Annotated in this window: 11 protein-coding genes and 1 pseudogene; 3 read left to right on the top strand and 9 right to left on the bottom strand. The window is 63.5% G+C overall.

The window, feature by feature from the left end:
• Positions 1-431: 431 nt before the first annotated feature.
• The gene (locus tag CG50_RS15725; RefSeq protein WP_051910094.1) at positions 432-2,045 is read right to left on the bottom strand and encodes a hypothetical protein; all 1,614 of its coding nucleotides are present in this window, start codon (positions 2,043-2,045) and stop codon (positions 432-434) included.
• A gap of 214 nt (positions 2,046-2,259) precedes the next feature.
• On the opposite strand from CG50_RS15725, the gene CG50_RS15720 reads away from it, so the two are divergent.
• Positions 2,260-2,784, top strand: coding sequence for a hypothetical protein (locus tag CG50_RS15720; protein WP_036640510.1), 525 nt, complete (start codon positions 2,260-2,262; stop codon positions 2,782-2,784).
• 481 nt (positions 2,785-3,265) lie between these two features.
• Positions 3,266-3,811: a hypothetical protein gene (locus tag CG50_RS16955; RefSeq protein ID WP_152559567.1), complete on the top strand. Its 546-nt coding sequence runs from the start codon at positions 3,266-3,268 to the stop codon at positions 3,809-3,811.
• Between the two features lie 277 nt (positions 3,812-4,088).
• Here the strand turns inward: CG50_RS16955 and pdxY are convergent, their stop codons facing one another.
• Genes pdxY through CG50_RS15705 form a run of 3 tightly spaced genes read right to left on the bottom strand, consistent with a single transcriptional unit; the run spans position 4,089 to position 6,306 of the window.
• A complete protein-coding gene (pdxY, locus tag CG50_RS15715; protein WP_036640508.1) occupies positions 4,089-4,937 on the bottom strand; it encodes a pyridoxal kinase in 849 nt (282 codons plus the stop codon).
• Positions 4,934-5,614, bottom strand: coding sequence for an MOSC domain-containing protein (locus CG50_RS15710; protein ID WP_036640505.1), 681 nt, complete (start codon positions 5,612-5,614; stop codon positions 4,934-4,936). The genes pdxY and CG50_RS15710 overlap by 4 nt, the downstream gene beginning before the upstream one ends.
• A complete protein-coding gene (locus CG50_RS15705) occupies positions 5,611-6,306 on the bottom strand; it encodes a glutamine amidotransferase (RefSeq protein WP_036640503.1) in 696 nt (231 codons plus the stop codon). The genes CG50_RS15710 and CG50_RS15705 overlap by 4 nt, the downstream gene beginning before the upstream one ends.
• A gap of 93 nt (positions 6,307-6,399) precedes the next feature.
• On the opposite strand from CG50_RS15705, the gene pdxR reads away from it, so the two are divergent.
• Positions 6,400-7,812 carry a MocR-like pyridoxine biosynthesis transcription factor PdxR gene (gene pdxR / locus CG50_RS15700; protein ID WP_036640501.1) on the top strand — a complete coding sequence of 471 codons (1,413 nt, stop codon included), beginning with the start codon at positions 6,400-6,402 and terminating at the stop codon, positions 7,810-7,812.
• A 2-nt stretch (positions 7,813-7,814) separates the two neighbouring features.
• Here pdxR and bioB read toward each other — a convergent pair whose 3' ends face one another.
• The 5 genes and pseudogenes from bioB to CG50_RS17360 all read right to left on the bottom strand — a co-directional run.
• The gene (gene bioB / locus CG50_RS15695; RefSeq protein ID WP_036640498.1) at positions 7,815-8,801 is read right to left on the bottom strand and encodes a biotin synthase BioB; all 987 of its coding nucleotides are present in this window, start codon (positions 8,799-8,801) and stop codon (positions 7,815-7,817) included.
• The gene (locus CG50_RS15690; protein ID WP_036640494.1) at positions 8,798-9,355 is read right to left on the bottom strand and encodes a biotin transporter BioY; all 558 of its coding nucleotides are present in this window, start codon (positions 9,353-9,355) and stop codon (positions 8,798-8,800) included. The genes bioB and CG50_RS15690 overlap by 4 nt, the downstream gene beginning before the upstream one ends.
• Positions 9,356-9,439: 84 nt before the next feature.
• Positions 9,440-10,108 carry a GntR family transcriptional regulator gene (locus CG50_RS15685; protein ID WP_036640491.1) on the bottom strand — a complete coding sequence of 223 codons (669 nt, stop codon included), beginning with the start codon at positions 10,106-10,108 and terminating at the stop codon, positions 9,440-9,442.
• A gap of 536 nt (positions 10,109-10,644) precedes the next feature.
• On the bottom strand, positions 10,645-11,283 hold the full coding sequence (locus CG50_RS15675; protein WP_051910093.1) for a LysE family translocator: 639 nt from the start codon (positions 11,281-11,283) through the stop codon (positions 10,645-10,647).
• 474 nt (positions 11,284-11,757) lie between these two features.
• Positions 11,758-11,999 (bottom strand): annotated as a pseudogene (locus CG50_RS17360) (class I SAM-dependent methyltransferase); the annotation flags it as partial.

The following is an 11,999-nucleotide window of genomic DNA, read 5'->3' as shown; positions in this document are numbered from 1 at the left end:
CCCGGCTGTTCAGATTTCCGCAGCCAGCTCTGAGGGCAACGTCAAGTATTAAAACCACGTCGCGCCAGGTGATCGAGGGGTTAGGCCTCTTCTTGCTTTGACACCAAAGCAGCGGACAAATCGGGCTGGTGCTCGGTTTGTCCCCGCAGCCGCATTCGTCGGTCAGGACCGCTGAGCCAAGTAGGAAGGGCCGGTCTGGGGAAGCCGCACTGCGGCGTGCTGGAGCTGGAGGGGCCGGCCGTCCACTTTGGGCCGGCCCCGCCCGTTTTTTTTGGGGGGGGCGGGTCGGCTGAGCCAGCCAACCCTGTCGGATGCTGTCCCGTAGCATGTTGATCGGGATCCCGTAGTTGACAGTCATGTGATGAGCGAAATCATCGGACGCCCTTATCCATCTCCGCCTTCTTCGGTGACCGGCACCTCCATCCGCTCTTTCAAGCCTTCGCGCGGACCACACTTCGGCGCCGCGGCTTCACGGTCAGAAACGCGTCCCAGCCATCATTATCGTCCTTGGACTCGTCGATGAGAGCTTCTTCAGTGTCCTCGTCACTGAGCCGCACCACCGGAACGAAATGCTTCTCAAACGCTGCCGCCAGTTCAGTCTCGTGTCGGCTCTCAAACGCCGCCAGCACGTCCGAACCGAGCTTTAGGTCGAGTGTATAGCGCGTTGACTTAACTTCTGCCTTCGCCTTGCTCACCTGCGCCGCCATGTCGTCGTTGATCTTACCGCTAGTCCAAAGCTCAAAGTGGATCTGCAGACGGGACCACTCGGGATGCTGCCGCGCATACTTGTAGAGTCTCGGGATGCGCACCTGCAGCCACCGTAGAACTTGCTCGTCCGGAACCGTAGCGTAAGGGCTGTAACCCTTGCACTCCACAAAGGTGACGGAGACACCGTTGCGGACGACAACAACGTCAGCCTCCGCCTCGCCTTCTTCAACCTTGTAGATGCGGTTCAGAGCGACGTTGTCGGCACCTCTTCGCCAGTAAGCTGCTGCCATGAATTCGAACAGCGTGCCGCGCAGCTGCGTTGCGGCACCCTCGATCTTGCCAAGGCGCTTGAAAATCTCATCAAGCTTATCCTGATCGATGATGTGTCGTGCGACGTTGGTCAGCACCGAAGCGACCTGCGTCAGTGCCTCGGCAACCTCTTTGCCAAAGAGCGTGCGCGGCGTGGCCGGAATGATGCCGTGCTTCTTCAGCAGCTGGAACGCGGTTTTCATGTACCGCTCGGCTACAAACATCTGCAGGCATGGCCCGACATTGCGCAACGCACGAAGTGTCGTGCATTTTCGCACAAATGGCTCTACGGTCGAAACCGCCGTTGCATCGGACAGCAACACATCGGCTACTAGGAATCCCGGCTTGGACGTGCCGCTCTTTGTGACAGTGGACATGCCGCCCAGATATGTCGGAGCAGTCAGATCCCAAGCGAATGTCCCGACCGTGGCCAGCTTCTCACGGCTGCGAACGGCAACGCGATCATAGCTTACAAGACCAAGCTTCTTCGCCCAGTCACGCACCGCCGCAAGCAAAATGTCTTCTGCCGTTAGACGAGCGTTAGTCTCCATGCCGATGTGGCGGTAATACTCATCGTCCTTAGCAATGGCGATGCACGGCCCGACGCCTGGAACGGCGATGCGCCTGAACAGCCCTATCTCTTCAAGCCGTGCCGCGATCAAGCTTGACGAAAGGTGCCGCGCCTGGCGAACCGGCGCTCCGGATACGATTGGAAAATAGGCCTCAGGCACGATGTCGCCGCGTGCCCGCACGGCCGCGATCGCGTACCCGTATGCTGAGTTGGTGGACTGCAGCGCAGCAACAAGCCGCGACCAGTAAAGATCACTACCGAACTGGCCAGGGAGATAGACGAATCGAGCTTTGCGCGGGAAGACGAGGAAGGCCAGCCGTTTGACTTCAACCCTTGAGCGAGAAACGCGCTTACGAGCAGCCTCAGGCGAGATGCCCTCAGAGCTGACAAGGCTCTCAGCAATCTCGCTCGTCAGGCTCGGGCCATTGACCCGTAAATACTCAACTACCGTATCCATATCACGCCGTGTCCATTATGGTCACACAGCGCTATTAATAACTAACGTTCATGGTCACCGCGACCTAAAATTCTCGTAGTCTATAACACTATGATTTACAATGAATTATTTGAGTGATGCCTCGAAATTCTTTGTCAGCGTGTCACAGTCGCATGTCTGATCCCGCCGCCGAGTCCCCCGTAGTCGACCCACCAAGCGTACATGTGATGCCGCGGTGACGGGCGGGACGGTCGAGGGCGCCGAGCGCGAGGCCGCCATCGCCACCTACAAAGCGGCAGAGTCGGTGATCGGCCACCTCATGAATCAGCTTTATTTCGGCTCGGGCGCGCATGCCGACAGTCGCGAAGCGTCCGTCGTGCTCATGTCCCCCGACACGATGCGCCGGTTCCTTGTCAATTATCGCCCGATGCTCGCACTGCTTGCGGCGTCGCACGAACCTTCGACGCACCATCATCTCGTCGAACTTTATGAGTTTCTGATCCCCGGCGATCCGGCCAGCGTGTTCGACTCGCTCCATGCGCTGCTGACAGGCCCGGCTGCGCGGGAGGGCTATCATCACGAGAGCCTTGCCGCGCCGGTCATCGTGCGGATGATCACGCGCTACATTGGCGATCACCGCTCAATCTTTGAGGATGACACGCGCCGCTCCGCGCTTGTCGAGGTCTTGCGCCTATTCTCCGACGTCGGTTGGTCGGACGCGTTGAAGCTGCTCTACGAACTCCCCGACCTGCTTCGCTGATGCTGCCCCGCCCCCTGCTATCACAAGAGATCTAACCAACCTGCTGGACCTTGCTAAGGTTCCAGATGAAGTGAGCGACTGCTTTCAGGAGCGCACCTTCTCACACATCGAACGACCTAAACAAGGGCGCGTTGCTGCCTTTCCGGGATCCCTTCGCTGCTCTTGACACAAACGATTGCTCTGGAGACGCAACGCTGCGTCGCGCATTTTGAGCGACAGTCAACAATGGGTCGCGGGAGAGGAGGTGTCGAGCCCCACTCTGTTCCAACTCGATGCCTCGCGCGGTTCTGTGCCGAGCAGATGCGCCCACAGTACGGACGGGCTACTGGTCTATAGAGACCCCTCCTGATGTTCTAGACTCGATGGAAAAGGCACAGGTTGACGGCACGCTGCAGGACATAGCATCAGTACGACGTATTCTGTTTGGAGGGGCGATTTGGCAAGGCGACGTGACAGTCAGGCGTCAATCAATGCGCATAAGATGCGTGAGTTTCAGGAAAAAGTTGTCGTCCCCGCCTTAAGACAACTACAGCCAATTCCTCGTGAGCTAGTAGGTGGTCCACGGGGATTTATGGTTCAAATTGCCCGCGACAACAGTCATAATTCTCTTTGCTATGAAATGAGGCTGAGCTTCGCCCTCACCATTGGAGCTACCTTTGAAAGGAATCTACGGCTATGGCTGTCTCTTGATCGAGCGGACCTCAGGCCAATGATCGAACGCGCCGATCGTAGGAGCCTATTCAAGCATGTCGCCGAGGTGAAAGGCTCGACCGCTGCATTAATGATCAAGATCGCAGATATTACTGAGCTTTGGGAACTAGTCAGCACCGCGCGTCATGGAGACGGCCCGGCGGCAATACGCTTGAGAGCGCTCAATCCCGGCCTATGGTCCCATCAGGATGTAAATACTCAAGTCCACTATGATAGAGTTGGCCTGAGGGCTTACGCCATGCGTGTGCAGGATTCCGACATTGAGCGCTACTTCGATGCGACAATAGATTTTTGGGATAATGTTAACCGAATGTAGGTGTGCTTATGGATTTATTATTCTGGCGATCAACCAGTCGCACCTTGTAGCGCTGAACGGCGGCTTCCGGGAACGCTGTGGAGCAGCGAGATGCCAAACCGACCGGCAGCTAAGGGCCGGAGGCGGAGATATTCAAGCGTGCAGCATCTTCCTTGCCTTGAACAAATTCCCACCGGGTTTCATACGGATTTTGGCAGTCCGTTCGCACCCTGAACGGGTCAGGTCAGGTGACTCTAAGCGCAGACTGATCAGGCCACGATGTCCGCGTCACCCGGCCTCAGCCGGACCCAAGCGAAAGCAGCGCGCGACGAAATTCCGGCTCGCTTAGCACCACCTCGCCCGCACCAAGCGCCTCGGCGTGGCTGAGGGCGCGGGCGGTTAGGGTCTGGGCGGTCTCGATGGCGCGGGGCAGGGCAAGGCCCCGCCCGATGCCCGCGACCACAAGCCCAGCGAAGAGATCGCCGGTGCCGGGCAGGGAGATCGGCAGGCGCTTGGTCGGGTGGCGGCTGAGGTCTTCGGGACCCAAGAGCACCGTCTCTAGTTGCCCGGGGCCGGTGTCGTCGAGCACGCAGCCGGTGGCGATCAGATGCGCTTCGGGCGCGATGTGCAGCGCCTCGCGCGCGGCCTGAAGATCCGCCAGAGTGCGGATCTGCTGCCCGGTGAGCCAGGCGAGTTCGAAGGGGTTCGGCGTGGCGATGTCGGCCATCGGCAGCAACCGGTCGCGCATTACGCCAGCGATGGCTTCGGGGACATAGAGGCCGGGACCGGTGTCGCCCATCACCGGGTCGCAGATGTAGCGCAGGCTCGGGTTCGCGGCCTTCGCCTCGGCCACGAAATCCGCCACCATCTCGGCCACGTCGAGCGAGCCGATATATCCGGTGAGGATATAATCCGCCCGCTCGGGCAGACCGCGTTCGCGCGCGCCTTGCAGCAGGTCGGAGAAGAATTCGGGCGGCAGGGCGCGGCCGCGCAGGGTCGGGTAATCGGGTGTATTCGAGAAGACCACGGTGGGGATCGCCGCCACCTCGAGGCCTGCCGCCTGCATCGGGAAGAGCGCCGCGGAATTGCCGACATGGCCGAAGACCACCTGGCTCTGGATCGAGATCACGAAGGGGGGAGGGGTCATGCCTTGCCGTCCAGTCTTGCACTCCAGTCCTCGACCCGGCGGCTTTCCAGCCTGCGGACCGCGTATTTGCGCCAGCCCTCGGCCAGGACATCGAGCTCAGCGATGCCTTCTAGTTCGACCAGGTTCATCCGGTCCACATAGAGAGCGTGCCAGAGCCGTCGCAAAGTGCAGTCCGGTGCCAGGCGGTCGATCAGCTCCAGCCGGTCGCCGGGCGCGACTGTGCCGGTCTGGAGCACCCGGTAATACCATCCCGTGCGCCCGGTCTGCTGCACGCGCCGCGCCAAGTCGGGCACGCCGAAGCGGTGGTTGAGCTTCCAGCAGGGCTGGCGCCCCTGCGAGACCTGGATCAGCGCGCCGCCCAGCCGGAATGTATCGCCGACGGCGACCTCCGCTTCGGTGAGCCCGGCGGTCGAGATATTCTCGCCGAACCCGCCGGGAGCGGTCAGCGCCTGAAGGTCGCCGAGTTCCGCGCGCCAGTCGCTGTAATGATCGAGCGGATAATGATGCACGGCCTTCTCGACGCCGCCATGTACGCGCCGGTCGACCTGTTCGTCGCCTTCGAACCCCTCGGGGCCAAGCCTCAGCGGGTGGGTAACCGCCGTCTTGCCGATCCCGCTCAGCGTGTCGCATCCGGGCAGGGGAGCGGCGCGACCTGTCAGGAGCGTGGCGGGCCTCATTCATCCAACCCCCGCAGCCATTGTTTCAGCATGGCCTGACCGGCGGTCCGCAGGGCCGGGCCATGTGCCCTGGCGTCCTGCCGGAGCGCCTCCGGGGCAATCCCCGCTTGCGCCAGTTCGGCGCTATGGCCGATCAGCCAGCGTTCGAAATCCGGCAGCATCCCGGCCTCGGGGTGGAATTGCAGGCCGAGAATATTGCGGCCCCGGGCGAAGCCCTGTGTTTCGCAGCCGGGGGTCGCGGCTAGGCGCTCGGTTCCGGCTGGCAGGTCGAAGCCCTCGCCATGCCAGTGCAGTACCGGGATGTCCGAGAGGTGGGCAAGCGGGCCGGCCCAGCCAGGCGGGGTTAGGGTCAGGGGCGCGAAGCCGATCTCCTTCTCGGCAATGGGTGCGACACGGGATCCGAGGGCCGCGGCCATGAGCTGTGCGCCGAGGCAAATGCCGAGGGTCGGGCGATCCGCCGCCAGCCTCATGGCCAGCCAGTTCCGCTCCTCTGTCATGCAAGGATACGCGGCGCCGTCATTCACGCCGATCGGGCCACCCAGCACGACGACCAGGTCCGGTTCCAGCGGATCGGGCAGTGGGTCCACAGCCGCCTCAATGTCTTGGAGCTGATAGCCGGCGTCCCTCAGAACCGGGGCAAAGGACCCGAGGTCTTCAAAGGCCAGGTGGCGCAGGATCAGGGCGGATTTCATCGTCGGAGCCTCTTGCGTTTTTGGCCTCTGTGGCAAAACACTGGCCTAGGCAAAAGTGCCAGTATTAATGATTGGGATAGGCCGGTTTTCGACATGCGCGAGCTTCTTGCCCTTGAGATGGAGCCGGGCCATGGCGGCCCGCTGTTCCTCGCCCTCGCCGAGGCCATCACCCGTGACATCACCCGCGGGCGGCTGAAGCCCGGGGCGCGGCTGCCCGGCACGCGGGCGCTGGCGCGCGAGCTGGGGGTGCATCGCAACACGGTGGATGCCGCCTATCAGGAGCTGCTGACCCAGGGCTGGCTGCAGGCCGAACCGGCGCGGGGCACCTTCGTGGCGCAGGATCTGCCGCAGGGGATGCTGGTCCGCAGACCCGCGCCCACGCCGATGGACCCGGTGGCGCCACGCGCGGGGCTCGCCTTCACCGACGGCGCGCCGGACCCCAAGCTGGTGCCCGACAAAGCGCTGGCCCGGGCCTTTCGCCGGGCGCTGCTGTCGCCCGCCTTCCGCGCCGGGGCCGATTACGGCGATGCGCGCGGCACGCCCGCGCTGCGCGAGGCACTGGCGGGCTATCTCGCCACGGACCGGGGCGTAGTGGCGGAGCCGTCGCGGCTCTTGATCGCGCGGGGCAGCCAGATGGCGCTGTTCCTGGCTGTACGGGCGGCGCTGTCGCCGGGCGAGGTCATCGCCGTCGAGGAACCGGGCTATCCGCTCGCCTGGGAGGCGTTCCGCGCGGCGGGGGCAGAGGTGCGGGGCGTGCCGGTGGATGGCGGGGGCCTCAGGATCGACGTGCTGGAGCAGGCGCTGGCCGGCGACCCACGCATCCGGGCGGTCTATGTCACGCCACATCACCAGTATCCGACCACGGTGACGATGGGCGCGGCGCGGCGGCTGCAGCTGCTGGAGTTGGCGCAGCGCCATGGGGTCACGCTGATCGAGGACGATTACGACCACGAGTACTGCTTCGAGGGCCGCCCGGTGCTGCCGCTCGCCGCCCGTGCGCCCGAAGACCTGCCGCTGATCTACGTGGGCTCGCTGTCGAAACTGCTCTCGCCGGGTATCCGGTTGGGCTATGCGCTGGCGCCCGAGCCGTTGTTGACCCGCATGGCCGAGGCGCGGGCCGCCATCGACCGGCAGGGCGACGCTCCGCTGGAGGCGGCACTGGCGGAACTGATCCGCGATGGCGATCTCGGCCGTCACGCCCGCAAGGCGCGGCGGGTCTACCGGGCGCGGCGGGATCTGTTGGCGGCGCTGCTGGGCGAACACCTCGCCGGGCGGGCGACATTCGACTTGCCCGCCGGAGGGTTGGCGCTGTGGCTGCGTTGCGAGGGGAGGTCAGCCGAGGATTGGGCCGAAGCTGCGGGGCAGGCGGGTCTGGCCCTGCTGCCGGGTACGCGCTTTGCGCTGGAGGGCCCGGCGCCGCAAGCTTTCCGTCTGGGCTTTGCGGCGCTGGACGAAGGGCAGATCGCCCGGGCGGTGGAGATCCTCGCCCGAAGCGTTCCGGGCTGAGCCTATTCCGCCGCGACCCGGGGCCGGGCCTGCGCGGGGGCGATGTGCATGCCGAGCCGGGTCAGCAGGTCCTGATCCTTCCACGCCGCCGGGTTGCCGGTGGTCAGCAACTGGTCGCCCACGAAGATCGAGTTCGCTCCGGCAAGAAAGCACAGCGCCTGCAACTCGTCGCTCATCCCCGTGCGCCCGGCCGACAGCCGCACCACCGAGGCCGGCATCAGGATGCGGGCCAGCGCCACGATCCGCACCAGCGCGAAGGGATCGACGGCCTGGGCCCGCGCCTGCACCGGCACGCCCTCGATCTCGTTCCAGAGGTTCACCGGCACGCTGTCGGGATGCGCGGGGAGTGTCGCCAGCGTCACCAGCATGGCGATACGGTCCTCCTCGGCCTCACCCATGCCGAGGATGCCGCCACAGCAGACCCTGATGCCGCCCTTGCGCACCTGTTCGACCGTGTCGAGGCGGTCCTCCATCGTGCGGGTGGTGGCGATCTGGGCGTAATACTCGGGCGAGGTGTCGATGTTGTGGTTGTAGAAATCCAGCCCCGCCGCCTTCAGCCGCGCGACCTGTTCGGGCGACAGCATCCCCAGCGTCATGCAGGTTTCCAGCCCCAGCTCGGACACGCCCCGCACCATGTCGCAGAGCTTGTCCATGTCGCGGTCCTTGGGGCTGCGCCAGGCGGCCCCCATGCAGAACCTTTGCGCGCCCGAGGCCTTGGCGCGCTGTGCGGCGGCCAGAACCTCCTCGGTTCCCATCAGCTTGGTGGCCTTCACCCCGGTCTCGTGATGGGCCGATTGCGAGCAATAGCCGCAGTCCTCGGGGCAGCCGCCGGTCTTGATGCTCAGAAGGCTCGCGGTCTCGATCGCGGTCGCGTCGAAATGCGCGTGGTGCAACGTCTGGGCGCGGTGCATGAGATCAGGGAAGGGCAGGGCATGGATCGCCCGTGCCTCCTCCATGGTCCAGTCGGTCCGGATTTCCGGGCGGATCATTGCGCGCGACCTTTCAGGCGGGTGGCGGCCGCGATCAACCCAGAGGCCAGCGCAACCTTGACCAGATCACCGAGGATGAAGGGCGTGAACCCCGCCGCCAGCAGCTTCTGTGCCGGCACGAAGGTGGCAAGCCAGGCGAGGCCGCCGGCATAGACCACGACCAGCCCCGCGACCATCGCCAGCGCCGTGCCGATCATTCCGCGCCCCCGCGCCAGGGCACCGACCAGCGGCGCGGCCAGCAGAAAGCCCAGCAGATAGCCGCCCGTCGGCCCCGCCATATAGGCCAGCCCGATGCCCCGTTCGGGTGAACCCGAAAAGACCGGCAGCCCCATCGCGCCGGCGCCCAGATAGGCGGCCATCGCGGCCGCCCCCAACCGCGGGCCCAGGGTTGCGGCCACCAGGAAGACGGCCAGCGTGTGCAGCGTCATCGGCACTGGCCAGAACGGGATCTGGACCTTGGCGCCCAGCGTGATCAGTGCCGCGCCGCCAAGCGCCAGACCAAGCCCGCGCCAGAGCGACGCGGGATGTCTCAGAGAGGGGGTGAAAGATGCCATCGGTCTGTCCTCCGAAGATAGCTGAAGAATCTATCTACAATTACGGGGAGGTTTTGACATACGGGCAATCACGATTATAGATAATTATCCGAGAAATTCATAAGTCTCCCGCGGGTCGGCATTTTTCGTCGCCGCCTTGCGCTTGCCGATCCAGCCGACATGGCGCGCCAGAGTGGCGCAGGCAAGGTCGGTTCGCCCTTTGCGCAGAGCGTCCAGAATGGCGCGGTGATCGTGGTCGGTGCGCGCCTCCCAATTTCGGCGCCAGGCGGCAAAGAGAAACCGGGCACTTGCGGCCTGCAGATCGTCGATGGTCCGGAGCAGCCGTGGCATCCCGCAGGGGGAAAGGATAAGTCGATGAAAATGGCGGTTCGCCGCTTCCCATTCGCGGACCGAGGTGGCGCTGTCGCCGTGGCGCGTAACCTCTTCGGCTTCCTCAAGAATGGCGCGAGTCATGCTGGGAGCGGCGTGGCGCAGCGCGAGGGATTCCAGGCTCGCCCGCATCTCGGCCACCTCGCGCAGTTCGGCCACGTCGAATTCGGTGACGCGAAAGCCGCGCCTCGGTTCGCTCTCTGCCAGACCCTGGGTCTGCAACTCGCGGAAGGCCTCGCGCACCGGGACATGGCTCGCGCCGAACTCGGCAGCGACATGGTCCTGCCGGAGGCGCGCGCCGGGCGGAATCTCGCCCGAGATGATACGGTCGGCAAGGACGCGGGCGATGCGGGCGGACTGGGTCTCTTCAGGGGTGTGTTTCATGAATTATAGATAATTCATACTGCGCCGCCCGTCGACAGTTAAGGTGGGCTTTGCGGCTCTTCCGTCATCGTCGCCTTCTTGTAGGACCTGGCAAGCCTCTGCAGGCTCAGGCAGCCTTTGGTTGCAATGTTGGGAAGTCGCAATTCGTAAAGATCAGCGGGGCCGGCACGTCTTCCCTCTTTCGGAGGTCGGCCGACACATCGGAAGGTCAGGATCGTCCGCCAGCCCCCCGAGAACGTGCCAACTTGCTCTGACGTCGATATCTCTCCACGGGATGATCGCCTGGGGATCTATGGCGTTCATGAGGATGCCCTGCGCCGTGAATGTCAATATCGGGCCTTTCCGTCGTCCGTAATTCCAATGCAGGAGGACCGGCACAACCCCAAGTGGCGCGGCCAAGGCCAGAAATGCCACCTGAGATGACCTGCCTTCGAAGCAGGGCTCCTGCATAAGAGACATCGCCACCGCGAGAGCTGGAACGAGGAGGAGCCCAGCCATTAGCCAGAACCCGGCAAGCCGAAAATATGACAGCCAGATCACCAGATCAGGCATCGAATGCGCTTGGCGTGCCTTGTCCACCTTCGGAGCCAGAACATGATGCACGTCGCCGATGCGAGCGCCGCGAGGGTTCGGTTTGCGCGCCTGAGGCTGGCCGGACTCGAGAGGTGGCGTCGCAGGGCGGACCCCATGGCAGACCAGACGGCCATGCATGGGGTGCCGATCAATGCGAAGGCGAAGCAAATAATTAGCAATTGGGGAAGAACCGCCTTTTCGGGCTGCAGAAATGCCGACACGGCGGTGAGCGCGATCAGCCGAGATTTCGGATTGATGAACTGGAACAGCAGCGCCTGAGAAAACGAGATCGGGGTGGCATTAGGTGATTGCGCCAGCGCATCTGCTTTCCAAAGCTTCAGGGCGAGCCAGAGCAGATAGAACGTCCCAGCCACCTTGAGTGCCAACTGGATACTGGGAATCTGTGCGAAAAGGCTGCTGAGACCGGCGGACACGAGCAGGATCTGGGAGATCACACCGGTCGGAATGCCAACGATCTGCGGTATGGTGCTCCGAAAGCCAAACACCAGCCCCGCGTTCGCGAGAAGCATGTTGTTTGGCCCCGGGGTGATCGACATGACAAAGGCGTAGAGCGCCAGCGCCCCGATCGTCGCAATCTGCATTTTCCGCGTCCTCTGATCCTCCCAACGACACGATGGTCGAGCGTTCTGTCGGACAAGGCGATTGAGAAGTTCTCAACCGGGCATGAGCGTCCAAAAACAAATTTGGGAGATGTGTTCTGAACGCGGTGCGGATGCTCTTGGCTCACAACGTCGCTACTCGATGGCGATGACCTGTCTCGCTCCCTCTATTCTCGGAGGTGGGCTTCTGCCACAGGGATCTGAAACGCGCCGCCGAGGCGATCTCGATGCGGCTTCAGCCCCAGGATACCGCCCTGACGAAGATGAATGGGCCCTGTGATGCAAGGCCGGATGCTGCTGAACGAGGTACAGCCGGGTTTGCACGCGACTGGCTATGAGATGAAGTTTGAATTCGATCTGCCCTTGATCGAGGGGGGTTAGGAGGATGTGATCCCCTGCAGTACAATCGTCTCGGGTGGGCTGCAGGCCCTTGCGGGCCTGCAGGGAGATTGTAGCCTATCCTAGCCGTTCCATGAAGATCACGTTGTCCTCGACCGTTTCGCCAAGAACCTCGGCCCGGGTGCTGGTGCGCGCGATGGCGCAGATGCAAAGCCTCCGCCACTGACGGGGATCGAGCGCGAGCGAGGCCAGCGTCTCATCAGCGGTTGGAAAAATCGTGTCCTCGGTTGCCTTGGATCCCGGCGGGTGCGAGGCGTGTTCGGTGATCAGTGAGGTGGACCCCGAAAACCGGACACTCT

Origin of the sequence: Paenirhodobacter enshiensis (assembly GCF_000740785.1) — a bacterium.
Lineage (GTDB): Bacteria > Pseudomonadota > Alphaproteobacteria > Rhodobacterales > Rhodobacteraceae > Rhodobacter > Rhodobacter enshiensis.
The sequence above is the reverse complement of the archived record's forward strand: the minus strand, read 5'-3'. Positions and strand labels throughout refer to the sequence as shown.

Coding starts and splice junctions, on each gene's coding strand:
- CG50_RS15725 (WP_051910094.1), bottom strand. CDS start 2,045: ATGGATACGGTAGTTGAGTATTTACGGGTCAATGGCCCGAGCCTGACG.
- CG50_RS16955 (WP_152559567.1), top strand. CDS start 3,266: ATGCGTGAGTTTCAGGAAAAAGTTGTCGTCCCCGCCTTAAGACAACTA.
- pdxY (WP_036640508.1), bottom strand. CDS start 4,937: ATGACCCCTCCCCCCTTCGTGATCTCGATCCAGAGCCAGGTGGTCTTC.
- CG50_RS15710 (WP_036640505.1), bottom strand. CDS start 5,614: ATGAGGCCCGCCACGCTCCTGACAGGTCGCGCCGCTCCCCTGCCCGGA.
- CG50_RS15705 (WP_036640503.1), bottom strand. CDS start 6,306: ATGAAATCCGCCCTGATCCTGCGCCACCTGGCCTTTGAAGACCTCGGG.
- pdxR (WP_036640501.1), top strand. CDS start 6,400: ATGCGCGAGCTTCTTGCCCTTGAGATGGAGCCGGGCCATGGCGGCCCG.
- bioB (WP_036640498.1), bottom strand. CDS start 8,801: ATGATCCGCCCGGAAATCCGGACCGACTGGACCATGGAGGAGGCACGG.
- CG50_RS15690 (WP_036640494.1), bottom strand. CDS start 9,355: ATGGCATCTTTCACCCCCTCTCTGAGACATCCCGCGTCGCTCTGGCGC.
- CG50_RS15685 (WP_036640491.1), bottom strand. CDS start 10,108: ATGAAACACACCCCTGAAGAGACCCAGTCCGCCCGCATCGCCCGCGTC.
- CG50_RS15675 (WP_051910093.1), bottom strand. CDS start 11,283: ATGCAGATTGCGACGATCGGGGCGCTGGCGCTCTACGCCTTTGTCATG.